This is a genomic window from Candidatus Sulfotelmatobacter sp. (genome assembly GCA_035498555.1).
Lineage (GTDB): Bacteria > Eisenbacteria > RBG-16-71-46 > RBG-16-71-46 > RBG-16-71-46 > DATKAB01.
Map to the genome: position 1 here is coordinate 1 of DATKAB010000023.1, position 26360 is coordinate 26360.

The 26360-nt window shown below is 68.2% G+C and carries 18 protein-coding genes; 11 read left to right on the plus strand and 7 right to left on the minus strand.

Features of this window, described 5'->3' with window-relative positions; all coding sequences use genetic code 11:
* A partial coding sequence (locus tag VMJ70_02420) for a hypothetical protein (protein HTO89961.1) occupies nt 1-340 on the plus strand: 340 nt, incomplete at its 5' end.
* A 158-nt stretch (nt 341-498) separates the two neighbouring features.
* Nucleotides 499-2661, plus strand: a complete 2163-nt coding sequence (locus VMJ70_02425; GenBank protein HTO89962.1) for a plasmid pRiA4b ORF-3 family protein — start codon at nt 499-501, stop codon at nt 2659-2661.
* A gap of 23 nt (nt 2662-2684) precedes the next feature.
* Here the strand turns inward: VMJ70_02425 and VMJ70_02430 are convergent, their stop codons facing one another.
* Together VMJ70_02430 and VMJ70_02435 are read right to left on the minus strand one after the other, a co-directional pair.
* A complete protein-coding gene (locus VMJ70_02430) occupies nt 2685-5909 on the minus strand; it encodes a CHAT domain-containing tetratricopeptide repeat protein (GenBank protein ID HTO89963.1) in 3225 nt (1074 codons plus the stop codon).
* Complete coding sequence (locus VMJ70_02435) at nt 5906-6460, minus strand: sigma-70 family RNA polymerase sigma factor (GenBank protein ID HTO89964.1); 555 nt, start codon at nt 6458-6460, stop codon at nt 5906-5908. The genes VMJ70_02430 and VMJ70_02435 overlap by 4 nt, the downstream gene beginning before the upstream one ends.
* Nucleotides 6461-6741: 281 nt before the next feature.
* On the opposite strand from VMJ70_02435, the gene VMJ70_02440 reads away from it, so the two are divergent.
* The 6 genes from VMJ70_02440 (at nt 6742) to VMJ70_02465 (ending at nt 14700) form a co-directional block, all read left to right on the plus strand.
* Nucleotides 6742-7662, plus strand: coding sequence for a zf-HC2 domain-containing protein (locus VMJ70_02440; protein HTO89965.1), 921 nt, complete (start codon nt 6742-6744; stop codon nt 7660-7662).
* A 137-nt stretch (nt 7663-7799) separates the two neighbouring features.
* Entirely contained in the window at nt 7800-11441 is a 3642-nt protein-coding gene (locus VMJ70_02445; protein HTO89966.1) for an FG-GAP-like repeat-containing protein, read from the plus strand.
* Nucleotides 11442-11539: 98 nt separating this feature from the next.
* Nucleotides 11540-12595, plus strand: coding sequence for a hypothetical protein (locus tag VMJ70_02450; GenBank protein ID HTO89967.1), 1056 nt, complete (start codon nt 11540-11542; stop codon nt 12593-12595).
* Nucleotides 12596-12801: 206 nt separating this feature from the next.
* Nucleotides 12802-13635, plus strand: a complete 834-nt coding sequence (locus VMJ70_02455) for a Fic/DOC family N-terminal domain-containing protein (GenBank protein ID HTO89968.1) — start codon at nt 12802-12804, stop codon at nt 13633-13635.
* Nucleotides 13560-13940, plus strand: coding sequence for a hypothetical protein (locus VMJ70_02460; GenBank protein HTO89969.1), 381 nt, complete (start codon nt 13560-13562; stop codon nt 13938-13940). The genes VMJ70_02455 and VMJ70_02460 overlap by 76 nt, the downstream gene beginning before the upstream one ends.
* A 25-nt stretch (nt 13941-13965) precedes the next feature.
* The gene (locus tag VMJ70_02465; GenBank protein ID HTO89970.1) at nt 13966-14700 is read left to right on the plus strand and encodes a PP2C family protein-serine/threonine phosphatase; all 735 of its coding nucleotides are present in this window, start codon (nt 13966-13968) and stop codon (nt 14698-14700) included.
* An 85-nt stretch (nt 14701-14785) separates the two neighbouring features.
* On the opposite strand, the gene VMJ70_02470 is transcribed toward VMJ70_02465, so the two are convergent.
* From VMJ70_02470 to VMJ70_02485, 4 genes are all read right to left on the minus strand, one after another.
* Complete coding sequence (locus tag VMJ70_02470) at nt 14786-17182, minus strand: FlgD immunoglobulin-like domain containing protein (GenBank protein HTO89971.1); 2397 nt, start codon at nt 17180-17182, stop codon at nt 14786-14788.
* Between the two features lie 126 nt (nt 17183-17308).
* Entirely contained in the window at nt 17309-17893 is a 585-nt protein-coding gene (locus VMJ70_02475; GenBank protein HTO89972.1) for a DUF937 domain-containing protein, read from the minus strand.
* Nucleotides 17894-18195: 302 nt separating this feature from the next.
* Nucleotides 18196-19236 (minus strand): LamG-like jellyroll fold domain-containing protein, encoded by a 1041-nt coding sequence (locus VMJ70_02480; protein ID HTO89973.1) that lies wholly within the window; start codon nt 19234-19236, stop codon nt 18196-18198.
* A gap of 7 nt (nt 19237-19243) precedes the next feature.
* Nucleotides 19244-20608, minus strand: a complete 1365-nt coding sequence (locus tag VMJ70_02485) for an aspartate aminotransferase family protein (GenBank protein HTO89974.1) — start codon at nt 20606-20608, stop codon at nt 19244-19246.
* A gap of 171 nt (nt 20609-20779) precedes the next feature.
* Here VMJ70_02485 and VMJ70_02490 point away from each other — a divergent pair, with 171 nt between their 5' ends.
* Nucleotides 20780-23167, plus strand: a complete 2388-nt coding sequence (locus VMJ70_02490) for a FlgD immunoglobulin-like domain containing protein (protein ID HTO89975.1) — start codon at nt 20780-20782, stop codon at nt 23165-23167.
* A gap of 9 nt (nt 23168-23176) precedes the next feature.
* Here the strand turns inward: VMJ70_02490 and VMJ70_02495 are convergent, their stop codons facing one another.
* On the minus strand, nt 23177-25015 hold the full coding sequence (locus VMJ70_02495) for a hypothetical protein (GenBank protein ID HTO89976.1): 1839 nt from the start codon (nt 25013-25015) through the stop codon (nt 23177-23179).
* A 180-nt stretch (nt 25016-25195) separates the two neighbouring features.
* On the opposite strand from VMJ70_02495, the gene VMJ70_02500 reads away from it, so the two are divergent.
* Together VMJ70_02500 and VMJ70_02505 are read left to right on the plus strand one after the other, a co-directional pair.
* The gene (locus tag VMJ70_02500; protein ID HTO89977.1) at nt 25196-25750 is read left to right on the plus strand and encodes a DinB family protein; all 555 of its coding nucleotides are present in this window, start codon (nt 25196-25198) and stop codon (nt 25748-25750) included.
* A 28-nt stretch (nt 25751-25778) separates the two neighbouring features.
* The gene (locus VMJ70_02505; GenBank protein HTO89978.1) at nt 25779-26354 is read left to right on the plus strand and encodes a DNA starvation/stationary phase protection protein; all 576 of its coding nucleotides are present in this window, start codon (nt 25779-25781) and stop codon (nt 26352-26354) included.
* Nucleotides 26355-26360: the final 6 nt, after the last annotated feature.

Here is a 26360-nt window from a genome sequence, read left to right on the forward strand (position 1 = left end):
CATCAACCTGCTCGATCTCCTGATCCGCCACAGCGGCGCCAACCACAAGCGCGAGACCCTCGCCCAGTCCAAGCGTCGTCAGAGCGCGATCGATCGGCTCTGGGTATTCCTGGTGTGGAGGAACCACGTCAAGTGGTTCTCCGAGCTGCGGCGCGATCAGACGCCGGCGATGAGGCTCGGGATCGACTCGAGAAGGAGAAGCGTCAGGCAGATCCTCGAGCAGCGCCTCTTCCCCACCCGCATCGAGCTACCGGAGCGATGGGCGCAGTACTACTGGAGAACCATTCGGACGCGAGCCTTCACCCGCAACCAGCGCCACACCCTGAAATACGCGGCGTGAGTCGGTCTCCCTCGGGCCCCCATCCCCGGCATCAGCGGGCGCAACTGCAATCTTCGGAGCAGGACCGAAGAAATGGATCGCGGTGCCCTCCGCGGCATGCGATGCCTTAGAATCGGCGCCGTCCCTCACGGAACCCGTCCTTAGGGGAGGCATCACCCATGAAGTCGATCACCTGGATTGGTGGCCGGGTTCGCTCGCTCGTCGGCGAACGTGAGGCAGCGGGTGCGCTGCTCGACATCGTCCTTTGGTTCGACGCCACAAGGGATGTCATTCTGATCGCTGAAATCGTGTTCCCGAAGGCGCCTGACTCGGTCATCGCAGAGCAGTTGGCCAGCGCTCTCGAGCGCAATGCCCGGCACCTGCCCGACCGGATCAGGGTTTCGGATCAGGCGGCCGCCGACGCGATCCGAGCCACCTTGCCGCCCTTGATCCCGATCGAAGTGGGACCTACTCCCGAGCTGGACATGCTTGCGCAGGTGTTCCTCCATCACGCGAAGCGTGACGGGCGTGGCGAATCGTATTTCGGTGCCGGCGACATTACCAAGGCCGAGATCGCCGCGCTCTTCCGCGAAGCCGCGGCGCTCTATCCGCTCGCGCCGTGGCGGAGGTTCCCGGATTCCGATGTGCTGCAGATGGATGTGCCCGCGCTGGGCGTCGACGGCGCCTGCCTGTCGATCCTCGGTGCGCTCAAGCAGGAGTATGGGATCCTGATCTTCGATTCCTTCGACGACTATGACGAGTTCGGCAGCCTCTCCGCCCACGTCTTGGGAATGGGTAAGGCCCCGGTGATGTTGGGCGGTTCCTTTGTGTCTCTTAACTTCGAGCGGGGAGCGGACATCCCCGACTCGATGCGACGCGAGATCACCGCGCATCGCTGGCCGGTGGCCGGGCCGCGGGCCTACCCGGTGGTGATGCCAATGACGCGGAGCGGCGACGCGAGGACTCCGACCGCTCGCGACATTCGAGTGGCATGCGCCGCGGCGGCGGGTCTGGCCGAGCTGGCACGACGGCACCGCCGGCCGGCACCGGGCACCCTCTCGGGCCAGGAGGTCGTGACGCTCACGGTTTCAATGCCAGAGCCGGTCGAGGTCACGATGCGAGTGCCACATTCGGTGATAAGGGCGGAAGAAGAAAGCGCCGAGCATCCGATCTCCGACGCCGCGCGCGCGCGCGCCATGCGACAGGCGGCCGAGCAGATCGACCGTTTTCTCGCCGCTCCCCGCTCCGCCGCGATGCCGCCGGACTGGCGCGAAGTGGCGCGCTTTGTGTGCGAGTGCCTGCACGACACCAAGCTCGGATACATCGATGGGCGATGGAATGTCTTCTCCGCGCGGCAGATCGAATGGTTCATGCTCGAACATTACCCGCGCAAGGTGGACGCCGATCCACGGATCGTCCAGCGCGCTCCCGAGATCCTGGATCGCTACTTCGAGTGGATGGGCGCGGAGGGCATCGAGCCCGCGGAAACCGTGGTGCGGATCAGAGAGCGCGTGGAGCGGGTGCGAGAGGCCTTTCTCGAGGCCGCCGCCGATCCGAGTCGATTTGGTCCCGCCAAGAGCCTCGTGGCGGCGATGCAGGCGGTGGGTGTGGACCCCACGGACTCGCGCGCAGTCGCCGCCTTCATCCAGCGCTACAACCAGAGCCTGGGCGCGCCGAAGCGGCCGGCCGAGCGCGGGCGCCCCCGGCGGGAAAAGCGAGCGAAGGCAGCGAAGGCAGGGAAGGCAGCGAAGGCAGCGAAGGCAGCGAAGGTTTATCAACTGAAAGTGTCGCTGGCGAACATTCGACCGGCGATCTGGCGTCGCCTCCTGCTTCGCGATGACGCTACCCTGCTTGAACTCCATCGCGCGTTGCAGGTCGTGATGGGATGGCAGGGCTATCACCTGCACAGATTTGAAACCCCCGCAGGAGTCTTCGGCAAGCTGGATCGCGAGGTTCCGGAATTCCAGGACGAGCGGAAAGCCAGGCTGCGTGACGTGCTGCCCAAGCCCGGGAGCACGATCACCTACGAATACGATTTCGGCGACGGTTGGGAGCACCGGGTGAGGTTGGAAAACATCCTGCCCGCAGATCCGGGGCTTACTCATGCACGACTCGTCGCCGGGGCGCGCGCGGCCCCGCCCGATGATTGCGGCGGCATTTCGGGCTACGAGCACTTGCTCGAAGTGCTCGCGGATCCCGCGCACCTCGAACACGAGGAGCTGCGGGAATGGGTGGGAGGCTCGTACGATCCCGAGGCTTTCGACCTGAACTCCCTCAATCGCGCTCTGAAGCGCGTGGGGGTGACCCGGCGCCGCTCGCGCGAGCCGGTGGTGGGACGCTGATTGCCCAACCTCTCGGGCCGTCCCTACCTCTCGACCCCGCTCCCCACGAACGCTCCCCAGTAGAACGGCGCGTCGCTCTCGCCACGTTCGCGGCGCGCGTCGAGCACGACCAGATCCGCTGCCCGCACCGAGGCCGCCACATCGAGCCCGCGCCGCAACCGGGCGGCGTAGAACGCGCGCATCCACTCGCGCGTGGCCACGTCGTCCACGGCCCACAGGCTCATGAGCACGGTGCGCACGCCGGCGATCTGAAATCCGCGCCGCAACCCGAGCACGCCTTCGCCCGCGCGCACGTCGCCACGCCCGGTCTCGCACGCCGAAAGCACGGCCAGCTCGACGCCGGAAAGATCGAGCTTCGCTATCTCGTCGGCGGTGAGAATGCCGTCGGCGGCGCCGTTCGCTGCGCGCGCCCGCTGATTGGCGCCGGCGAGCGCGAGGCCGGAGCGCAACAGCGGGTTCTCGTAGGCCACGGTGTCGGCCACGCGGACACCGCTCGCGTTCACTCCGCCGCACACGTTGGGCAGAAAGAAGCCGTGCGTCGCGAGGTGGAGCCAGCGCGCTTCGGGCGCCAGCTCCCGAAACGCGGCCTCGCTCGCCCCGCCGCGCGACAGCACCCGCGCGGAATCGCGCGAAGCAGCGCGCCAGGCGGCCGCCACCGAGTCGGCTTCGAGCCCGGATTCGGGCAGACGCTCGAAGCGGAGCGAGCGGAAGTCGGCGCAATCGGACGCGGCGGAACGCGGCGCCGCAACGCCAGGCTCGCGCGGCTCGGACAAGACACCACCTTCGCGCGGCTCGGACAAGACTCCACGCTCGCGCGGCTCGGACAAGACCCCACGCTCGCGCGGCTCGGACGTGGCTCCACGTGACGGCGCCGGCGGACCAGTCGCGGCGACACCATCGAAATCCGCATCGCCGACCGCGAGCAGGCCGCGCCCACTGATCGCACCCGCGCTCGGGCGCAGCAGAACATCCCGCTCGGCCGAGAGCAACTGAATCGGTGGCGCTTCCTCGACGAGATACTTGCCGGCCGCCGCACCCGGCAATGCCCCGAAGTTCAGAAGCAGGAGCGCCCCGTCGGGCACGATGAGCAGTTCCTGTGACGGTGGCACCGCCTTCGCCACCGGATCCCACACCAGCCTCCGCGCCTCGAGCCCGAGCTTGCGAAGGCGCTGGGCGTCGGTCGCGCGCCTGAGAGGATTGGGTCGCGTGCTGGCCGCGCGCACGAACCGCGCGACCGCGGAGTCGATTCGGGCTGCCGCCCCGAGGGCCACTGCCCTCACGCGGTGCTCGCCGCCGACCGCCACAAACGCCACGTAGCCTGCTCGCGAGGGCTCCGCGTCGCGCCGCAGGTACCAGCCGAAGTCCTGCCCGGCAGCCGGCGCCTGGAAGTACCGCGCGAACGCAATCAGCGCCCGCCCGTGCTGAACCTGCCCGTGGACCGTCATGAGCGCCGATCCCGGCGGCGCATCGAGCAACTGGAACTGGCTGTAGCGGGAGGCAAGCCACACTTCGAACCGTTCCTTGCGTTCGCGCACTTCCCTCAATCTCGAGCGCCCCGATCCCGTCGCATCGGCGCCGCTCTGCAGCAGCCAGCCGAGCTGCTCGCTCGCAGCGTTCAACGAATCGGCGTAGGCCGCACCCGCCGAATCGAGCCCCGCCGCGATCGCGCGATGCCGCCGCGCCATTTCATCGAGCACGCGGGCCCGCGAATTGATCTGCGCTTCCCAGGCGAGCTGCACGAGCGTCGAGTCGCCCGGATGATCCGCGGCGATCGACAAGGCGAGATCGAGCCCCGAAGGCCGCGTGGCGGCGTAGCTCAACGCCAGCCGTTCCTCCAGCACCCGCGCCGTCGAGCGGAAGCGATCGAGCGCCGCCGCCTCGCCGCGGGTCGCCGCAGCCAGCGCTGAAGCATCGTTGCCGCCGGCGCGCTCGATCGAGGCCAGCTGCACCAGACTGGCCGCGGTCTCGGGATGATTCTCGCCGAGCGCCTTCTGGCGCAGCGCGAACGCGCGCTCCGCGTCGGAGTCGGCCGGCGCCAACCGGCCCTGCGCGAGCCAGAGATTCGCGCGGCTGAACAGCACGCGCGCCACCTCGGGCGCGTCGGGGCCGTAGGCCTTGACCCGAATCGCGAGCGCGCGATCGAGCGTCGATTCGGCGCGCGCGTATTCGTGACGTGCGATCAACAGCCCGCCGAGATCATCGAGAGGCGCCGCCAGGTCGGGGTGATCGCGCCCCTCGACCTCTTCGCCCAGGGCGATCGCGCGCTCGAGATCGCGCATCGCGGCGAGCGTGTCGCCGGCGACGATCTCCAGCCCCGCGAGATTCCCGAGCGTGAACGCGAAGTTCACGTGCTGCGGGCCGAGCTTCTTCTCGACCACGTCGAGCGCGCGCTGATAGAGAAATCGCGCGCGATCGAGATCGCCCATCTCGGTCAGCACGTTGGCGAGATTGTTGTAGTTGAAGACGAGATCGGGACTGTCGAGCCCGAGCGCCTTCTCGCGGATGCCGAGCGCCCGCTCGTAGAGCGGCCGGCACTCCGACCAGCGGCCGGTCTTGTGATACATCACGCCCAGGCTGTTCATGGCGTTGCCGAGCTGGGCGCTCTCGGCGCCGTAGAGCGTTTCGGCCACCGCGATCTCGCGGCGGTAGAGCTGCTCGGCGAGCGCGAATTCCGACTCGTTCTCGTAGATGTTGGCGAGATAATGAAGCCCGCGCAGCACCGAAATGTGCCGATTGCCGTACGCCTTCTCGCACTGCGCGAGGCCGCGCTCGGCCAGCGGGCGCGCGGCCTCCCAGTCGCCCTCGCGATAGAGGATGCGCGCCTGCATGATGAGGCTCGAGCCGGCCTGCGGACTCTCGGCGCCGTAGAGCCCGGTGTTCGCATCGACCGCCTGCTGCGGCACGGCGCGGTCGGCAGGCGCTTTCCACCGGCCGGCAGCGAGCAGGACCTCGGACAGCAGATCGAGCCCGGCGGCGCGGGCGGTGTCGGCCGCAGCGCCGGCGCCCAACGACGCGAGCCACGCGCGCGTCCGCGACTCGGCCGGGCCGAGTTGTTGCGACGAAAGCAGCCTGCGGAACGCAGCGAGCGAATCGGTGTTCGCGCTCGCGCAGGCGGGGCGCGGCGCGGCGAGCAGCGCGAGGGCCAGCGCGGCGCAGGCGGCGACGCGAACCGCAGCCGCGATCGCCGCGAAGACGGTGGCGCGCGAAAGGCGAGCTCCGAGCGCCGAGACGCCGGCTCCGCGACTCATCCCGCGAGGCGCTGCATGCGCTTCCGGATCGCTTTCAGGCAATTGAACAGCCGCACGCGCATGGTGGATTCCTCACGCCCCTCGCGCTCGGCGATCGCGGCGTAGTCGAGATCCTCGAAGTAGCGCATGCGGATGATCTCGCGGCACGGCGGATCGAGGTCGAGCAGCGCGGCGCGCAGGCGCGCGCGCTCGTCACGCGCGAGCAGGCGCTCATGAGGAGTGGGCGTCTCATCGGCCAGCGAGTCGTCGAGCTCGACGTTCTTCCGCCGCCGCCTCACGCGATCGACGCAGCGGGCGGCGACCAGCGTACGGAGCACCGCGCGCAGGCCCTGCCGCAGCTCGAAGCCCGGCCGGGTGGCGAGCGTCCACACCTGCGCGAGCGCATCCTGCACCGCGTCTTCGCGATCCTCGGCGGTGAGCCCGAAGCCGCGGAAGTAGGCGGTCTCCCGCGCCCAGCGCGTGGCGGTGCGCACCGCGGCCGGCTCGCCGGAAAGGAAGCGGCGCAGGAACGAATCGTCCTGCTCGCGCGGCAGGGTGGACGAGCTATTCACGTGCCTCCCACGAACTTCGGGCCCCGCGCGTGGCGGGGTCGGACCGGCCTCATTACTATAGCCGCAAACGCGCGCACCGCTCCTGCGACGGAGTGCGGGAGAGGGGAGTGTGCGCGGCGCGGCATTCAGGGCGCGCTGGCTGGTGCGCGCGAGCTGGTGCGCGCTGGCTGGCGCGCGAGCTGGTGCGCGCTGAATGGTGCGCGCGAGCTGGTGCGCGCTGGCTGGTGCGCGCTGGCTGGTGCGCGCCAGGAGTGCGCGCACCCAAGGGCGTGGAGGTCGCGATGGATCATTCGACCGCGGAGACGTTGCTCGACGACTGGCTGTGGGGCCGCCTGCCGCCCGAGCGCGCGAGCGAAGTCGAGACGCACGTGGCCGGCTGCGCCGAATGCGCGGCCCACGCCGAATTGATGCGCGGGCTCAAGCGCGAGGTGAAAGAGCACGGCGAGGCGCTGTTCTCGGCGCACCTCACCGGCGACGAGCTGGCGCGACTGGAATTGCGAGCGGATTCGCTCTCGATCGCCGACGCGGCGCGGTTGGGCGCCCACGTGCGCGCCTGCCCCACCTGCAGCGCCGAGCGCGCGATGATTCGCGGGGCGGCCGGCCCCGCGCCATGGCGCGCGCTCAAGGCGTGGTATTCGATCGCCGATCAGCCGAGCGCCTGGATCAAGCCGGCGCTCGCGATGTTCGCAATTCTGCTCGCGTGGCCGGCGTATCTCGGCGTGGTCGAATATCCGCGCGAGAAGCTCGCGGCCGAGCAGGCGCGCGCCGAGGCGGCGCGCGAGCTGGCGCACACGCCGCCCACGCCCGGCGCCGAGGTTCCGCCGGGCAAGCAGATCTGGAACGGCGGCAGCGCCGCGGTGCTGGTGCTGACCGGCGCGACCCGCGGCGCGAGTGCGGCAGTGCCCTCGGCCAGGCTGCGTGACGGCCAGCCCGGACTCACCATCGTCACCGACCGGCACATCATGGGGCCCGACACGCTGCTCGTGACACTTTTCGACGACCAGCACCGGCCGGTGTGGAAGCAGCCGGTGCCGGCCACCGAGTTGTGGGACGCGAACGCCCGTCTCACCAGCTTGATGATCCCGTCGCCCAATCTCACCCCCGGCGTCTACTCGATCGAGATCGGCGCGCCGGGCGGCGCCGCGCCCGGCTCGACCGCCGCTCCGCCCCAGTTCCAGGCGCGATTCCGGATCGCGCCGTAGGCGCGGCGACTCCACCCCGCGCCGCCCATCTTCCAGGCCCGCTACCGCAGTTCTCCCTAAACGCCTTCGCGCCTCCCGCGACCGATTCATAGACCGCCGCAATTCCCCGCGGCGGACGACCGGTTCGGGAGGCCTGCATGCGTTCGCTCATCGTCACCGCGCTCTTCGCCGCCGCCATCGCCCCACTCGAAGCACCGCTGCTCACTCGCGCCGCATTCGCCGATGACGCGGTGTTCCAGTTCCAAAACAACGCCAATCCAGCAGGCAATTGGAGCTACGGCTACTCGCCCGGTCCCGGCATGGGATTCAACCTGTTCACGACCGAAACCAACCTGGGCGGAGGCCTGAATCGCTGGAGTGCTCCCAACGGCGCCTCGCTCTCGATGGCGTGCTCTCCAGTGGTGAACGAGCCGGGCGTGACGATGGTGGGAAGCGTGCTGAGCGCGCGGCTGGCCGCGAATCCGAACCAGACGGTGCTGCGCTGGACCGCGCCCTCCAACGACACGTGGCACGTTCGCGCGCGCTTCACCTCCGAGGCCGGCTACCTCGGGGCCAGCGGTGCCTCATCCGCGAACGGAACGCAGGCGAACCAACGCCTCGGCTGGGCGGTGGCGGTCGGGGACGTAAATGGCGACGGCTACGGCGACGTCGTCGCCGGGACCAACGTGTGGTCGAACTCCCAGGTGAACGAAGGCCAGATCGAGCTGTTCCTGGGCGGGGCGAACGGAATTTCGCCGTCGCCGGCGTGGTCCTACGAGCCCAACGTGGTCGATCAGTATGCGGGGATGAGCGTGGCGGTCGCAGACTTCGATCGCGATGGCTACGCCGACATCGCCGAAGGCGAGCCGGGCACCGGTGCGGTGCCGGGCAACGTGCGCATCTTCAAGGGCAGCTCGACGTTCCCGGCGCTGAGTTCCACGCGCAGCGGAAGCTCGGCGTGGCAGTTCGGAACAGCGCTCGCTACCGGCGACTTCAATGGCGACGGCTACCCGGATCTGGCGGTCGGATTGCCGGGAGCGAATGCGGTCGAAGTCGCGTATGGCGGATCCACTGGTCTCGGCGCGTTCGGACCCATGATCCACTCGCCCGATCCCGGGTCGAACTTCTTCGGCCAGTCGCTCGCCAGTACAGGTGACGTGAACGGCGACGGCAAAGACGATCTGATCGTGGGGGCCCAAGCGTACAGTAGCTACCTCGGTCGGGCCTACGTGTTCATGGGATCGTCGGGTGGCGTCTCGGTCACTCCGTCCTGGACCTTTACCGGTCTCATCGCGAATGGGGAGCTGGGATTCGCCGTGTCGTCGGCCGGCGACGAGAATCACGACGGCTACGCCGACGTGCTGGTGGGTGCACCCTACGAGAGCAGCGGCGGCACCAATGCCGGAGCGGTGCGGTTGTTCCGGGGCAGCTCCACCGGTCTCTCGACGAGCCCGGTGTGGACGTGGTTTGGAGCGCCGAACAGCAACGCCGGCATGGCGCTCTCGCCGGCCGGCGACGTGGACGGCGACGGCTACGCCGACTTCCTGATTGGAGCGCCCGGCTACACCCATCCCGAGGTGAACGAGGGCGAGGCGTTTCTCTATCTGGGCGGATCGGGCGCGACCCCGACGCTTCACTCCACCTTCGAGATGAATCAGGCGAACGCGCACTGCGGGCGTGCCCTGGCCTCGGGCGACGTGAACGGCGATCTGACGCCCGATCTGGTGGTGGTCGCGACCGACTACAAGGCCGGAAGCACGGCGAGCGCCGGGCGCATCTTGATGGAGATGGGCGCCGGGCCGCCGCGGCCTCCCTTCGCGCGCACCGTCCTGCGCCTGTACGCCGATGCCGTGATGATCGCGCAGGACACGCTCAACACCGCGACCGGGCGCGACACGGTGACGCTGGAAGCCACGGTGGCCGAGAACGCCGGCCACACGATCGACATCGAGGTGGGCGACAACGGCGGCCTGCTCCCTTACGAGGCGGTCGGGATCGACGCCTCGATCGAGACCAACGCTACGCCCGCCAATCCGCTCGGGCCGGTGATCACGCTCGGCACCAGCCGGTTCGCGTCGATTCTGGGGCCGCCGGCGTTCGAGGCCGCGGCATTCGATCCGATCCATCGCTATCTGGCCTCGAACGGTCATCTCTACGACGTGTGCGGGAATCTCCATTCGGCCGGTCCCGACGGACCCGGCATCGCCTGGGACATGGTGACGCAGAAGTTCTGGAACATCTCGTTCGACGCTGGCAACCAGCGCTGGGTGGTGGCGAGCTGGGACACCGCGACCGCCACCTTCACCACCGTGTTCAACATCCCGCGCGTGCTGACGGTGCCGGTAACCGGCGCGGACACGCTGGAAGACGCGCGCGGCATCGCGGTGGATTCAAGCTACGTCTACGTGGTCGACGCGGGGCCGGATGGCCTCGTGCCGCGGGCCAACGCCTGGTTCAAGTTCACGCGGGCAGGGCAGGCGGTGGCATCGCTCAAGGGTTCGTCGTTCGCGGCCAATTCGAGCTACGACATCGTCGACGACATCGTCTACTGCCCGTTCGCCTCGCCCACCGAGCCCGGCCGCTTCCTGGTCGCCGTGCAGCACACCGGCATTCTCGTGCTCGACGCGAACGGCGCGATGCGCGACACCGCTTACTGGCGCTCGCAGGGGCTACCGGGCGTCAATGCCCCGCGGGCGGTGGCGGGCATCGCCATCGATCCGGTGAGCGGCGATCTGTTCGTCGAGGACAACGACCGCGGTCTGACGCGCCGCTGGGTACGGCTGCCCGACGGGCCGACGACGTACCTGTTTGGCGACAACGATCCGATCATGCTCGAGCTGCCGGTTACCGAGTGCACCGCCAGCAGCGCGCTGTTCCAGGACCCGATCGAGCCCTCATCCATGTACTGCCCGCAGACACCATTCTGCTTCGGTGTCGCGTTCCGCACCGCCGACATGCGCGGCTACACCGTGGACTATTCGACCGGCACGCTGTGGAAGTTCGATCCGCGCGGCGGACGCGGCACGCGTGTGGGCGAGACCGGGCTGCAGGGCGTGTGGGGACTGGCCTACGACGCGAGCCGCGATCGGCTCTACGGCGCGCAGAACGTCACCGGCACCCAGATATGGAGCATCAATCCGCGCACCGCGGTGGCGACCGCGCTGCCACAGTTGACGCCCTACTCGGTGACCGACATCGGCTTCGAGCCCAACAGCGGACTGATCTACGCGGTGTCGGGCGGCGGCTCGACCGCGCGCCTGATCAGCATCGATCGCGACACCGGCGCCGCGACCGTGGTCGGGCCGACCCACGATGTGCGCGGTCTCGACTACGACCCGGTGCGCGGCGCGCTGGTGGGGATCACCTACGACGACTCGCTGTTCAGCATCAATCCCGGCACCGGGGCGGCGAGTCTGATCACCAGGCTGCCGTGGACGATGGGCTGGGAGGGACTCGCGGTCGGGCTCGTCGGCGTCGCCGGCTCGACCGACGTGCCGCTGGCGCAGGGCGGCGCGCGCATGGGCACGCCGCTCGCGCTGGCGGTCGCGCCGCAACCGAGCCACGCCAGCGCTTCGCTCACTTTCGCGCTGTTCGAGAACGCACGCGTGAGGCTCGACATCTACGACGTGAGCGGCCGGCACGTGCGCCGTGTAGTGGATGGGGCGTTCACGCCCGGCGCCCACACGCTGGCCTGGGACGGCCGCGGCGATTCTGGCGAGGCCGCCGCCGCCGGAATCTACTTCGTGCGGCTCGAGGCGGGCGGAAGGAACGTCACGGCGCGCGTCGTGAGGATCCGATAGTCTGGCCACCGTGACCCCATCGCGGTAGCCTTCCGCCGAAAATTGCCCCGGAGGCTACCGCGGCCGGCCCAGCCGACCGCGTCACTGGGAGGTGCACGATGGCCGGTCGCGAAGCTCGCGCGCGCCGCGGTTCCCCTGTGCGCGCGTTGCTGTGGTTGATGATCACGCTTCCCATCGCGGGATGTGCCTCGTTCAAGTCGTCGAAGCGGCTCGACGTGAGCCCGTTCGCGCAGAACACAGTCGGCTTGATCGGCGAGGTCCAGCGCGCCACCAAGCCGGTGCAGTGGGTCTATCTGCAGAAGTACCAGGATCTGCCGTCGGTCCAGGAGGTACGGCGAGCGGCTCGACCCGCCCAGACGCTGATGCGGGGCGTGGCGCTCTATTCGACGCAAATCGTCTCGATCTACGAGTCACCGGTTCCGGACTCGCGCCGCGTGAGCGAGCTGGCGCGCTACCTCGACGAATCGATTCGCGAGCGCCTCAAACAGTCGCCGGCCGCCGAGACCTTCCTCAGTCAGGCGGAGCTGGACGCTGCGGTTTCGAATTGCAAAGCGGCCAGCAATTTTCTCGCTGCACTCGGCGCGGCGCAGCCGGTGGTCTCGGCGGCGCTGGCCTACGGCAATTGCCTGTACGACAGCCTCGAGATTCGGATCGCCGCGGCCGACGTGGATATCTCGGCGCGTATTGAAACCGAGTTCGGTCCGATCAAGACGCAGATGGATCAGCTCGAAAATCTGCAGCTCCAGAACATCCGCGCCTACACGAAGCTGGCCGAATATCGGCAGGGCTCCGAGGCGTCGCTGGATTCTCTACGTACCCTCGATCCCGAATCGGCGGACGCCATGCCGGCGGGGAAGAAGCCGGCGATCGCGGCGCTCGATGCGTCCGACAAGCGCCTGCTCGAGCGGATCGAAGCGCTCGGCACGCTCCACGATCGGCTCAATCATCAGTTCGAGATCTACAGCGCCGAGCAGCAGGAGCTGGACGCCCTGCGCACCCAGGCCAACGAAGCGGCGCGTCTCGGACGCATCACGCTGATCCTGTGGGCGCGCTCGCACAGCAACCTGGCGGCCGGCATCACGGTGCCGGCGCAGATCGACGTCATGAGCATGGTGAAGAGCGCCGCAGGGCAGGCGAAGTCGCTGGTGCCGTAGCCGGGCCGCGCCACCGCGTCGCTCACCTTCGCGCTGTTCGAGAACGAGCGGGAAGAAATCGGTGCCGAAAGGCCCCTTCGCCTTGGTTAGGGGTCGGGCGCGACATGTCGCAGAAATCTGATTCTTGCGACACGTTGAGTTGACCGGTCGCCGGCCGCGACATAAGCTCCTGGCTCCCTTTCCCGCCTTCGACTGGAGACCTGAACGTGAGCCGTTGGCGCGCCGACCTCCCCTACAACCATCTTCCCGAGCTGCCGCCTCGAATGGAACTCGAGACCAAGGCGGTGCTCAAGCAGTGTGTCGAGGCCCGCGCCGCTCTGGAGGGCCTCAAGCGTTCGTCCGAGCTGACCCCCAATCCCGCGATGCTCATCAACACGCTTCCGGTGCTGGAGGCGCGGGCTAGCTCCGAGATCGAGAACATCGTCACCACGGCGGACGCGCTGTTTCAGCACCTCGGAAACGGCGAAAGCGCCGACTCCGCGACACGCGAGGCATTGCGCTATCGCGAGGCGCTGCTCGAAGGGCATCGATCGCTGGGCAGGCGCCCGGTCTCGGTGCACACGGCCGAGGCCATCTGCACGCGAATCAAGGGCGCCGAGATGTCGGTTCGGCGGGTTCCGGGAACCGCTCTTCACGGCGCCGCGAGCCAGAGAGTCATCTACACCCCGCCCGACCCGGGTCCGCGGCTACGCGACCTGCTATCGAACTGGGAGCGATTCGTTCACGCTGAGGATCCATTGGATCCGCTGGTGCGCATGGCCGTTGCTCACTACCAGTTCGAGGCGATCCATCCGTTCACGGACGGCAATGGGCGCACGGGCCGCGTGCTGAACAGCCTGATGCTGGTCCAGTGGGGATTGCTTTCGTCACCGATCGTCTACCTGAGCCGCTACTTCATCGCGAACAAGCAGGAGTACTACAGTCGCCTGCTCGAGGTGACGCGACGGCCGCGTGGGAGCCGTGGGTGCGCTACGTGGTCCGCGGCGTCGAGGAGACGGCGCGTTGGACGGCAGGAAAGGTCGAGGCGATTCGCCGGCTAGAGCGCGCCACGGCCGAGTACGTGCAGTCGGCTCTGCCCAAGATCTATAGCCATGAACTGGTCGAAGCCCTGTTCGAACAGCCATACTGTCGAATCGCTAACCTCGTGACGGCGAAGATTGCCGCCCGTCAGGCTGCCGCGCGATATCTCAACGCGCTGGCTTCGGGCGGCGTGCTTCAGTCGAAGTCAGTGGGCCGGGAGAAGCTCTTCCTGAACACCCGCTTGCTGCGCTTGCTGACTCAAGAGAGCAACACGTTCGCCGAGTTCCGCACCGCTTCCATCGAAACCGTGCGGCGGCGTGGCTAACCAGGAGCTGCGAGCAAATCGCCCCATGACCACCGATCATCTCTCGCGCGAATTCGAAATCGCCCGCGAAGTCCAGGCGCGCCTGCTGCCGCAGAACGTGCCGCAGGTCGAGGGGCTCGAGCTGGCCGCGGCCTGTATCCAGGCGCGGGCGGTCGGCGGCGACTACTACGACTTCCTCGACCTCGGCGCGCATCAGCTCGGATTCGTGCTGGCCGACGTGTCGGGCAAGGGCATCCACGCGGCCCTGCGCATGGCGATTCTGCAGGCCCACCTGCGCAGCCAGGTGATCAACGCGCCGCAGGATCCGCTACGGGTCCTCAAGCTCGTGAACCGCATGCTGTGCGAATCCACCGACACCGGGCAGTTCGCGACGCTGTTCCTCGGCATCTACTCGGGACCGACGCGGCGGCTGCGCTACATCAACTGCGGGCACAACCCGCCGCTCTGCTTTCGCGCCGGCGGCGCGGTCGAGCGGCTCGAGGCCACCGCCACGGTGATCGGCTCGTTTCGCGACTGGGAGTGCGCGCTCGGCCACGTGACGCTCGCGCCCGGCGACGTGTTCGTGGCCTACAGCGACGGGCTCACCGAGGCGATGCGCGACGGCGAGCCGTTCGGCGAAGCACGCGTGGTCGAGGTGGTGCGCGAACTGGCCGGGCAGCCGGCGGCGCGCATCATGTCGGAGCTGGTGCGGCGCGTGCAGGAGTATTGCGGCGGCGCCTCGACCGACGACCTGACGCTGCTGGTGGCGAAGGCGCAGTAGGCCTTCGCGACGCTGCGCGGGCGGCGCCGCTTTGCGCCGACACCGCGCCTCGTCGAGTGGAGCGCCGCGCCGCACGCTCGGCCCGCTACCTGGCCCGCACGATCCTCGCGACGAAGGTTCGGCCCTCGGCGCTCATGCGCGCGAGGTAGACGCCGCTCGGCGCGGGCTCCCCGGCCGCGTCACGGCCATCCCAGGCCAGCGTGTGGACGCCGGCCGCGAGCGCACCGTCGGCCAGCATCCGCACGCGGCGGCCGCTCACGTCGTAGATCGCGAGCGAGACGCTCGTGCCGCGCGGCAGCGCGAGCCGCAGGCTGGCCGCGCCGCGCGAGGGATTGGCCGAAGCGAGCGCGAACGACAGCTCGCGCGGCAGGTCCAAATCGACCGCGGTGACGCCCTGCGGCACCAGCGTCGCGGGCGGCGATTCGTTGCCATGAACGTCGATCGCGGTCAATTTGTAGACCGAAGGCGGTACGCCGGGATCGAAGTACGCCGTGCTCGAGAGCGCCGCCACCAGATTGCCCGGGGTGGGCGTGAAGCCGAGCGTACTGCCACGATAGAGCCGATAGCCGTACAGATCGCTCTCGGCGTTCGGTCCCCAGTTCATCGTGGTATTGCCGGCCGCATAGGTGCCGAGGAACGGGGCCGGCGTCACCGGCGCCAGGTTGTCGACCGAGTAGCCGCTGTCGGGCGCCGATTGCCAGTAGGCGCGCGAGTCGCTCGCGGCGTGCGCCTCGACCATGAACACCGTGTAGGGATTGTGGCCGGTGATCGAATCGGTGGTGGTGGGCGCCACGTAGCTGTACTGCGCCGATTGATTGGCCGGCTGCTGCGCCAGGAATTCCCACGCGTAGCTGGCGCCGGCGTCGGTCGCCGGCCGGAACAGCGCGGCCGAATGCGATCGCGCCGCCTTCTGCGCCAGGGTGATCGGCGCCTGGCGCCAGATCCAGTACGAGCCGACGCCATAGTCCTGCGAGTTGTCGAGCCAGCTCGGATTCCAGGTCACGCGCACGTGCCCGCCCTGATCGGCCTTGATGTCCTTGATGCCGGCGCTCGAAGGGCTGGCATCGCCGAGCGTCATGTATGGGTCGAGATGCTGGGCGTAGATCTGTCCTCGGCCGAGCGCATAGGAATAGAACGTCATGAACGCGCCTCCCTGAGCGTCCGGCGTCAGACCCATGCCTTGCCCGACGCCGGTGCTCTGGTAGAGCAGCCGGCCGCTGAGGCTGGTGAGCGGTTTCGCGGTGCCGAAGGCGTCGTAGTGAGCGCCGAAAATAGCGCCCGACGGCGTATACCCCCCGCTCCAGACGATGAACGCCCCGTTGTTGGCGTCGGGAGTGACGCCGACGATCCACGAGACATAGATCGGACCCGCCGCGACGTTGAGTCCCCCGGCGGGCCACCCGCTGTAGGGTGTAGAAGCCGAGATCATGTGCGTCAGGTAGACGCCGGGCGCCGACGGACGCGCGTCCAGCCAGGTGACGAAGTATCCACCGGAGTTGTCGGGCGTGAGCGACAGGAGTGCCTGGCTGTCCGTCGAGCTGTAGAGGCTGAAACCGAGGTCGTATCCAACCTGCCCACCGGCCTGAACGTAGTCGTAGAGCACCTGGCAGTAGCTGCCGAACCGGCAATCGGTGTAGTAGACGTACGCGCCCGCGCCGCTGGTGACGATCTGGGGACTCTGCTGGTCGCCCGGAGCGTCGGTAATGATCCTTCCATTGAAGAGCAAAGCGAGGCTCGAGTTCACCCGAGCGGCCTTGATGTCATAGTTCCCGGCAGCGTTGTCCTCGTACGCCATGTAGAAGCCGCCACTGCCGTCCGGCGAGATGACTGGATCCTGCTGGATCTGAGGGTTGGTGTTGAGCGCCGCCGTGGAGAATGTGCCATTGGCGAGAAGATGGGTCGCGTACAGGTCGTGGTCGACGAGGCTGAACTGATAGCCGTAGGCGATGAAGAGGCCGGTGGCGCCGTCGGAGCACGCCGAAAAGTTGAAGTGCTCGACCGCGTCGGTCGAGACGTTGAGTCCGCCCACCGGCCAGCCGGCCTGAATGGCGCCGGCGCCGGTCAGGCGCTGCGCGAAGACGTCCGTGCGTGAATTCCGGTAGTCGAGCCAGACGGCGTAGAGACCGCCGGTGCCGTCGGGAAACAGACGCGCGGCCTGGCCGCCGTTGAGGCTGGCCGTCGAAAGCGCGACGCCGCCCGCGGGCCAGCCGCCCGCCACCGCGCCCGTCGAGGTGATGCGCTCGATCATGAGCTGGGAGCTGACGCCGTAGATGGCGCTGGAGAACGCGACGTAGAATCCACCCGCGCCGTCGGCCAGCATCGAGTATCCGGGGGTGGTGTTGTCGTTCGGCCCGGGACACACGGTCGTGGGGTTGGCGACGTCGTGGCCCCAGGAGGCCAGTGACGCGCGCGGTGCGGCGGCGAGCAGCAGAACGACGGCGACAGCGAACGGCACGGCGAGAAGACGCGCGGGACGCGTCATGGCGGCCTCCAGAACTGGGGCGCCGCGCGCCGGGGTGCGCGCCGGTCGAGGCGACCAGCGGCGCGACGGGCCACCAATAATGGTACCGAGCGGGAATCGCGCCCGCCACGGCTTAGTTCGTCCCGGCTAGTTCTTCCCGAACAGGCCTCCCAGCTCCTTCATCACCGAGCCGGCGGAGGCGTTGCCGCCCAGGAGCTGCGAGGCCATGCTCATCAGGCCCGGCTGCGCCTGCGACACGTTGGCGTGCTCGTTCTGGAGCATGCCGGCGAGTCCCTGCGCGTTGAGCCCCTGCGTCTGCTGCACGTGGGCGAGCGCACCCATCACCACCGGGGCGAGCACGGTCATCAGCTGGGCCACCTGGGGCGTGCCCAGCCCGCTCGCCTGCGCCACCGCCTGATGCGCCGCGTCCTGTTGATCGCCGAACACGTGGCCGAGGATGCCCGGACCGTTCGCCATCTGGCCCTTGAGCTGCCCGCCCAACTGGGCGCCGAGGTTCTGGAGGATGCTGCTGTCGTGGTTGCCGAGCGCGTTGAGCAGCGCCGAGGCCCCGCCCGGCTGCTGCGCGTTCTGGTGGAGCCCGGCGAGCAGCATCGGGAGCGCGGCCTGAATCGCGTTGCCGGTCTGCTGGGGATTGGCGCCGATCTGCTGGCCGAGCTGCTGCTGCACGTTGCCGCCGAGGGCGGCACCGAGAATATCCATGAGTCCGGGCATGGCTGGGTCTCCGGGTGAGAAATCCCTTCGGGACGTTTCACTCCCTGCGCATCCGAAAGCTACTCTCTCTGGCCTTCGAGGCAAGCCCAAACGTCTGGGAGTCGCGACGATGGCCAGCGACCGACAGGGAACACGCATCGGCTCATGACCGACCACCCACCGTTCTCGACCTGACCCACTATCGCCTGCGCGAGCTGCTCGGCCGCGGGGCGATCGGGGAGGGCGAAAGGGTAGGCCCCGGGTCGCAACGCCAGGCGGGCGCGAGGAGATCAACTATCGCGTTGACTTAGGGTCGCTCCATATCACCTGAGCACCGCCACGCGCCGCGTGCGGCTCTCCGCGCCCTGCGTGAGCAGGAGGACGTAGATGCCGGGCACGATGCGAGAGTCGCGGCCGAACTCGACCTGGTGCGAGCCGGCGACGAAGCGATCGAGCGATTCGCCGGCGATTCTCCGGCCGCCGATGTCGAACAGGTCGAGGCGTGCGGGTTCGCTCGAGGGCAGCGTGAAATCCACGCGCAGCCGGCCCCCTCTTGCCGGATTGGATCCGGTGTCGTCGATCGACAGCCGGGAGATCCGGCCGGGCGGCACCGCGGTGCTGTTGGCCGCGTAGAGCGCCGCCACCTGTGCGGCGCTCAGCTCCTGGTTGTAGATCCTCACTTCGTCGATCGAGCCCTGAAAGTAGTAGCCGGGCGAGCCCCACCCGGTGCGGAACAGGCGGCCGAGCTCGAGCGGGATCTGCACACCGCCCGAGGTGAGCTCGCCGATCGCTTCGGTGCCGAATCCGTACAACGCGCCGTCTACATAGAGCTTGGTGGAGTCGGTGGGAGGATTGAACGTGCCGACCAGGAAATGCCACTTGTCATCGCCGAGCAGGACATGATCGTCCTCGATGATGTTCTCGGAGCCCGAGTCGTCACGCACATCCCAGTAGGGGTGGCCGTTGGTGAGCGCCAGGATGTAGTTGGCGGCATCCGCATTGTTGCAGCTCGGATTCGCGCCGCACCGATACCATTCCACCAGTACGGCGAGTGGCAGCGTCATGCCGGTCTTCTCCCACGCCGTGACCGTCATCGCGCTCGAGTCGGGCACGAAATCCGTATCGAATGGGCGCTCGAGAAAGCCGGAGATGCCATCGAGCTGCCAGGCATCGCCGAAGCGACCCGTCACGCACGCCGGCGAGTTGAATGCGGCGAGATCGTTGCCATGGCCGCTGGCGTCGGTGGTGGTGCAGCCGTCGAACTTCCAGTAGCCGATGAGATCGGCGGAAGACGGCGCGACGATCGAGAGAGACGCAAACAGGAGCAGAACTGCCGCGGTGGGGAGCGGGGCGAGACGTCTCATCGGCGGCCTATCCTTTAGAGTAGCGGTCGGCGACCTCCAAGGCCTTGTCGATTCCCGCGAGTCCCTCGCGGGCTTCTTCCGGGGTGATCACGCAGGGCGGGGTCACCTGAAGTCGGTTGAAGTGCGCGAACGGCCACACGCCGTTCGCCTTGCAGGCCGCCATCACTTCGCCCATCGGTTTGGCGTCGGCGCCGCTCGCGTTGAAGGGCACCAGCGGTTCGCGCGTCTTGCGGTTCTTCACCAGCTCGATCGCCCAGAAGACGCCGAGCCCGCGCACCTCGCCGACGCTCGGATGCTTCGCTGCGATCTTCTGCAGCTCGGGCCCGATCACGTCGGCGCCGATCTTGCGCGCGTTCTCGACGATCCGCTCTTCCTTGAAGATGCCGATGCTGGCGACCACCGAGGCGCAGGCCAGCGGATGGCCCGAGTAGGTGAGGCCGCCCGGGAACACGCGATCCTTGTAGGTGTCGGCGATCGCGCGCTTGATGATCACGCCGCCGATCGGGACGTAGCCCGAGTTGGAGCCCTTGGCGAAGCAGATCAAGTCGGGCGTCACCTTCCACCGGTCGACCGCGAACCACTCGCCGCAGCGGCCGAAGCCCGCCATGACCTCGTCGGCGATCATCACGATGCCATGCTTCGTGCACAGCTCGCGCACGCCCGCGAGATAGCCGTCGGGCGGCACCAGCACGCCGTTGGTGCCGACGACGGTCTCGAGCACGATCGCGGCGATCGTGTGCGGGCCTTCCACCATCAGCACCTCGGCGAGGTGCTGGAGCGCGCGCTCGCACTCCTCGGCTGGCGTCGTCGAATGGAACGCCGAGCGATAAGGATAAGGGCCCCAGAACTTGACGATCCCGGGGACACCCGGCTCGTTGCCCCACCGGCGCGGGTCGCCGGTCAAGGCGATCGAAGTGCCGGTCGCGCCGTGGTAACTGCGATAGGCCGAAAGAATCTTGTAGCGGCCGGTGTGGCCGCGGGCCAGCCGCACCGCGTTTTCGTTGGCCTCGGTGCCGCCGTTGGTGAAAAACACCATGTCGAGATCGCCCGGGGCGAGCTCGGCGATCAGGCGCGCGCATTCGCTGCGCATGTCGTTGGCGTGGAACGGCGCGATCGTGCACAGCCGCGCCGCCTGCTCCTGGATCGCCGCCACCAGCTTCGGGTGCTGGTGCCCGATGTTGACGTTGACGAGCTGGCTCGAGAAGTCGAGCCAGGTGTTGCCCTTGTCGTCCCACATGCGGGAGCCGCGGGCGCCGGCGATGACCGTCGGGTTGAGGGCTCCCTGGGCCGACCAGGAGTGGAAGACGTGCGCGCGATCGTTGGCGAAGGCCGTGGCCAGATAGGGCGAGGTGTTCGTGTCGATTTGGGTCATGGGGGAATGGTAGGGCGGGAGCGGGGCGGTTGGGAAGTGGGTTTCCGGGTGTGCCGGGGCAGGGGGCCGGCGGAAGGTGCGAAGATCTCCCTGTCCGACCTGACGCGAGCCCGACTGCGGGGTTCATCGGAAGGAGACCCCGTGGCTCACTCACCGGCGAGGGAGGAGCAGATGCGCCCGCTCTGCCTTTCGGTTCTGCTGCTGATCCTGGCTTCCTCTGCCTTCGGAGACGTCATCGTCAACGATCGGACCCTCGACCCGCCGGGCGTCGCGCAATATCGCCCGAGCCTCGCCGTGGTCAACACGCTCGAAGGCAACCAGCAGGTCTGCGTCTGGCAGGAGCAGCGGGCCGGCAACGTGCGCGACTTTCGGGTGGCGGTCTCGACCGCGTCCCAGTTCGCGATCTCGTGGGTCCAGCACGGAGCGCCGCCGGCGCCTACCGGCTACGACTGGCTGGAGGACGTGCTGGTCGCCTCCACCTCGTGCACCGGCGGCGACGGCAACTTCATCCTGGTGGGTCAGGTGCGAACCAACGCGGCGGCGCCGTACACCTATGGAATCGGAATGGTCACCGGCCACGTGGTGGACGAGAACACGCTCACCTGGGGAACGCCGCGCGTGCTCATCACCTTCGGCAGTCAGAGCAGCACCTCGCGATTCTTCGACGCGCTGTCGCTGGCCAGCGATCCCTGTGCCGGGGTCGTCTATCTCGGATTTCTCAACACGCTGCCGGCTTCGCCCTATGTCTACACGGCCTGGCTATTGCGCTCCACGAACCTCGGCACGAGCTGGGACGCTCCGAAATCGGTGGGCAACGACACCACCCAGGCGCCCGGTCCGCCCCGGGTCCAGATCGGCGGCTACGCGGGCCGCCTGACTCTTCTCTGGAGTGTCTACACGGCCGGCATTTCGGAGCAGATGTACTCGACCAACTCGTTCGACTATGGCACGACCCTGAGCGCGCCGATCGCGGGACCGACGGAGCCCGTGGACACGCAGTCCTCGCCGTTCGGGGTCAGCAGTTCAGTGGGGCCGCACACCACGGCTTCCGAGGCCCTATTCACCAGTCACTTCGGCTCGCTGTTCTACGCCTCGGGCGAACAGATGAACTCGAACGACGTCACCTTTCCAAACCCGGCGACCAGCCCGGGGCTGGTCGAGCACGAACCGGACAATCACGCCGCGCAGGCGACGCTGGTGTCGTCGCCCGGCGTGGTGCTGCGCGGCACGCTCGGCGGCACGGCACCCAACGACACCGACTACTACTCGTTCTCGCTCAGCGCCGGGCAATCCGTGATGATGAACGCCGACTCGATCGCCACCAACCTGTCGGTGGTGGAGGTCGAGTGGCATGGGCCGGACGGAACTTCGATTCTGACCTCCAACAAAGGAGGATTCCTGGCCTTCACGGCGCCCGTGGCCGGGACCTACTACCTGATGTTGACCAAACTCTTCACCAACGCGAATACCGGTGGCTACCGTGTGCGCACGCTCTCGGCGGCGCCTCCAGTCGGAGGCTCGCGTGATCAGCGCGACTTATTCATGTGGGAATTGCCGGATGGCGGCGCGTGGGGGGGCTCGACCAACGTGAGCGCGCTCACCGCGCCGACCGGCTACGACGAGGACGGCGTCACCCTGCTCACCCCCAACGACGGCTATCTCTACGCGGGCTGGTACGACTGGACGGCGCAGCCGGCAAAGGAGATCTCACGCTACATGCTGGCGCGCTCGCCCGATGGTGGAGCAACCTGGGAGACGCCGGTGCCGCTGACTTCGGCGAATTCCGACTGGTCGCAGGTGGCGTCGCTCGTCAACACGAGCGCGCTGGCAGGGCCCTGGCAGGACGCCTTCCAGAACGGCAAGGAGATGTATTACGTCTGGACCGACGGGCGAAACGGCGACGCCGACCTCTACTCGCGGTTGATCCGGGATGATCTCGACCTGCTGTCCCAGGACTATTTGTCGGTATCCCTTCACGCCGGCGAGCGGTTCCGAGTCCACTTCAACGTGCAGAACGAGAACGATCTGTTCGGATGGAACGTGTTGCTGCGCGGCCAGGCCTCGTATCGCGGCTGGCCGCTCACCGAAGAGAACCAGCCGCTCGACCCCGGCGCCACCCAGCCGCTCGAGTTCTTCTGCACCGTGCCCGACACCGCGGCCCCCGGCCCCGTCAGCTACCAGGTCGATTTCTGCTCGTCCCTCTATCCGCACGTGATTTACGCCATCGGGTTCGTCACGGTGAACGTGCTCCCGGGCGCGGCGGGAGTGGGCGCATCCCGCGCCGAGCTATCCTTCGCCGGCGCCACTCCCAATCCGGCCGCGACGCTTGCCGACATCTCGTTCTCGCTCTCGCGCGGCGGCCCGGTGAAGCTCGAGATCTTCGGCGTCGACGGCCGGCGCGTGAAGACGCTGGAGAATGGAGTGGCCGCGGCGGGCGCTCATGTGCGCTCGTGGAACGGCACCGACGATGCCGGCGCGCGCGTCGGGTCGGGGACCTATTTCCTGAGGCTCGAGGCCGAAGGGCGCTCGCTCACGAAGCGGATGGTCTGGCTGAGGTAGCTCCGATCGTCAGCGCGCCGCTCCCGCCACGCGATCCACCTCGATCCGCCGGCTTCGTCGCATCAGCTTGTGGGCGACGAAGCCCGCGGCGTGCGCGAACAGCGCGAGCACCGCGAGGCCCAGGAACACATGATGGGTCGGCGGCCGGAGCCAGCGCTCCCAGGCGGCGAGCAGGATCCACACCGGCAGGAGCACGACGCAGGCCCAGAACACCAGGGTCTGGGGCCACGAGGCCGCCCCGGGCCCGAGACGCGTGGTGGGCGCCGGAGCGCCGGCCGGAGTTGCGCTTCCGGGAGCGGCGTAGCTGTGCGCGCGAAGCAGGATCACTTCGAGCAGCACCCTGAGTACGTCGCGCCGATCCGGGTAGGCGCCGTGCGAGCCGGCGAGGTCGGGGAGCACGTAGTTCGCCACCCGCACGTTGTCCACTTCTTGATTCGTGAGCCGGCTGCTTCCCACGGTCTCGGTCGGACCGCTGATGAGGTCGCCCTTGTCCCAGAAGTTGATCCAGTGAACGTGCGGCCGGTGGTCGGCGGTGGAAAACGGCGGCGTGCCGATGTCGCCGCGCAGCCCCTCGGCCAGCTCCTCGTAGGTGCCGGAGCTGGACTGAGCCACGTAGAAGAAATAGTTGATCTTGTCGACCGGCGAGCCGTAGGTGACCAGATGCTCGATCTTCTCGAGCGGAATCGGACCCTCGAGCGGATCCCGTGCGCCGCTCGCCCGATTGCTGCGCGCCAGCTCGAGCAGCGTGTCCACGGCCACCGCCGAGCCCAGACTGTGCGCGACGATCACCACGCGCTCGCAGTCCGGGTCGTCGAGCACCTGCAGGAGCTGGGCGGTCGCGTCGGTCAGCACCTTCTTGCGGCGCGCGTAGAGCTTGTCGGTCTCTTCGTAGCTCGTGTACTGCTGCACGTCGCCGACGAAGTCGGTGAGGAATTGGTTGACGCCGAGCACCGAAAGCAGGATCGGAAACGCCGACGCGACACGCGACCAGGCGACCTCATGCCATGGGAACGCCTGGCGGCCGGACAGATGGGCCCAGGCGAACTGCCCGGCAAGCACCAGCCACCAGGCGAGCAGCAGAAGGAATCCCGCGGCGAGCGCGCCGCCGAGCAGCGCGGCGAGAATCCCGAGCAGGTGGGCGGCCTCGCGCAGCAGATGATGGCGCCGCCACTCGCGCGCGAGTCGCGCCAGCGCGCCGGCGTCGGCGGGAGCCGAGTGCTGCTCGCGCCGGACGAGATCGAGGAACTGGCCGAACGAGCCCTGCGGGTAACGATCGCGATTTCCGGCCGACTGGAACGCCTCGTAGAGTTCCAGCAGCCGGGCGGTGCGAACGCGCAGTGCCGCCACGTCTTCGCGGCCTCGATCGCGGCGCTGCTGAAACAATCGGACCAATGCGGCGCGGCGCAGTCTGCGAAATTCGCGCCAGCGCCCGATCAGGAGCCAGACCGGCTTCCTGAGCTGCCGAACGAGCCAGAGGACCACCGAAAGCGCGGTGGTCCCATTCACGGTGTCGGGCGCCCAGTAGGCTTCGAAGAAGCGCAGATTGCGGGTGGGCAGCGAGCGGCGCGGATCGTCGGCGGCGACCCGGACGTAGACCACGTCGTGACCCGGTTGCGGAACGCGCGTCCCGCGCGGCAGCTCGACCTCGGCCGAGCGATCGTGGAGTCGAATGCCACCGAAGGGTGGGCCACCCCCGCGGCCCAGCTCCCAGGCCGCGTGATCCAGGCGGTCCACCAGCATGCACATCTCTTCGTAGTGCCGCTGCGAGCCCATCCCGTGGAAGTAGACGACGCCGACGTACTTCGGCCCCGGCGAGGGTTCGGCTCGTTGGGCTTCGGATTCGGGCATCAGGGCTCCGGCGAATCGAGGCGTCGCGCCTGTCACGAACGGCGACCGCACGCTAGCAGGGCGGCCGCCCGGGTTCGAGCGCGAAAGCGCCCCATTTCGGCAAGGCCGGGCGCGATGGAATCGCGCTTGGCCCGGCTCGCCCGCCGGACTACGCTCGGGACCTCGGCACGGAGGTTTCCCATGAACGAAGTGACCGCCATGGCGGCAAAGAAGACCGGGTTCGACCCGTTCGTGAGGGAAATGCTGTGGGAGCAGTTAGGCGCGGCGATCGACATGCTCGAGAACGCGGTGGACGCGTGCCCGGACGAGCTGTGGGGCGACCAGTCCCGCCATCCGCAGTTTCAGTTCTGGTACATCGTCTTCCACACACTGTTCTGGCTCGATATCGATCTCTCGGGAAACTCGAAGCATTTCGCCCCGCCCGCGCCCTTCGCGCTGGACGAGCTGGATCCGGCTGGAGCCTATCCCGATCGCGTGTACACGAAGCACGAGTTGAAGACCTACCTCGCGCACGACCGCAACAAGCTGCGCGAGGTGATCCGCGGGCTCACCGAGGCGCGGGCGCGCGAGCGCGTCGTCGTCCCCAACGCCGACCTGCCGTTCCTCGAGCTGCTGATCTACAACATGCGTCACGTTCAGCATCACACGGCGCAGCTCAACTGGATGCTGCGCCTGAAGATCGATTCCGCGCCGAAGTGGGTGAGGAAGACCGCGAGCCCGCTCGGCCTCGAGTGACGCCCCAACCGACTCAGAAAGGAACGTCATGCCCAAGATCCTCCAACCCGACTCGATCACGCAGAAGACCAAGAGCCCGCGGCGCAATGGCTCGCGGGAGATCCAGGGTTTCAAGCAGCTGGTGAAGCTGCCGATCGCGCTGTCGGACGCGGTGTGCAAGGACAGCGTCGAGAGCCTGACTCAGCTGCTGGCCGACACCATGACGCTGCGCGACCTCTACAAGAAGCACCACTGGCAGGTGGTCGGGCCGACCTTCTATTCACTGCACCTGTTGTTCGACAAGCATTACGAGGCGCAGGCCGAGCTGGTGGACACCATCGCCGAGCGCATTCAGCAGCTGGGCGGGGTGAGCATCGCCATGGCCCCCGACGTGGCCGAGACCACGATTATTCCGCGCGCGCCGAAGGGTCGTGAGTCGGTGCCGGCGCAGATCGCGCGGCTGCTCCATGCGCACGAGGTGGTACTCGAGGAGGCGCGCACCATGGCGCGCGAAGCCACCGAGCGCGGCGACGACGGCACCAACGATATGATCGTGAGCGACGTGATCCGCACCAACGAGTTCCAGGTGTGGTTCGTCGCCGAGCACGCGCTCGATCCGAGCTGAAGAAGG

What these genes read in the sequence shown, in the direction of transcription:
- VMJ70_02495 (HTO89976.1), bottom strand. Translation starts at nt 25,015, where the DNA reads ATGCCCGAATCCGAAGCCCAACGAGCCGAACCCTCGCCGGGGCCGAAG.
- VMJ70_02450 (HTO89967.1), top strand. Translation starts at nt 11,540, where the DNA reads ATGGCCGGTCGCGAAGCTCGCGCGCGCCGCGGTTCCCCTGTGCGCGCG.
- VMJ70_02480 (HTO89973.1), bottom strand. Translation starts at nt 19,236, where the DNA reads ATGAGACGTCTCGCCCCGCTCCCCACCGCGGCAGTTCTGCTCCTGTTT.
- VMJ70_02445 (HTO89966.1), top strand. Translation starts at nt 7,800, where the DNA reads ATGCGTTCGCTCATCGTCACCGCGCTCTTCGCCGCCGCCATCGCCCCA.
- VMJ70_02440 (HTO89965.1), top strand. Translation starts at nt 6,742, where the DNA reads ATGGATCATTCGACCGCGGAGACGTTGCTCGACGACTGGCTGTGGGGC.
- VMJ70_02475 (HTO89972.1), bottom strand. Translation starts at nt 17,893, where the DNA reads ATGCCCGGACTCATGGATATTCTCGGTGCCGCCCTCGGCGGCAACGTG.
- VMJ70_02490 (HTO89975.1), top strand. Translation starts at nt 20,780, where the DNA reads ATGCGCCCGCTCTGCCTTTCGGTTCTGCTGCTGATCCTGGCTTCCTCT.
- VMJ70_02485 (HTO89974.1), bottom strand. Translation starts at nt 20,608, where the DNA reads ATGACCCAAATCGACACGAACACCTCGCCCTATCTGGCCACGGCCTTC.
- VMJ70_02500 (HTO89977.1), top strand. Translation starts at nt 25,196, where the DNA reads ATGAACGAAGTGACCGCCATGGCGGCAAAGAAGACCGGGTTCGACCCG.
- VMJ70_02430 (HTO89963.1), bottom strand. Translation starts at nt 5,909, where the DNA reads ATGAGTCGCGGAGCCGGCGTCTCGGCGCTCGGAGCTCGCCTTTCGCGC.
- VMJ70_02465 (HTO89970.1), top strand. Translation starts at nt 13,966, where the DNA reads ATGACCACCGATCATCTCTCGCGCGAATTCGAAATCGCCCGCGAAGTC.
- VMJ70_02470 (HTO89971.1), bottom strand. Translation starts at nt 17,182, where the DNA reads ATGACGCGTCCCGCGCGTCTTCTCGCCGTGCCGTTCGCTGTCGCCGTC.
- VMJ70_02425 (HTO89962.1), top strand. Translation starts at nt 499, where the DNA reads ATGAAGTCGATCACCTGGATTGGTGGCCGGGTTCGCTCGCTCGTCGGC.
- VMJ70_02505 (HTO89978.1), top strand. Translation starts at nt 25,779, where the DNA reads ATGCCCAAGATCCTCCAACCCGACTCGATCACGCAGAAGACCAAGAGC.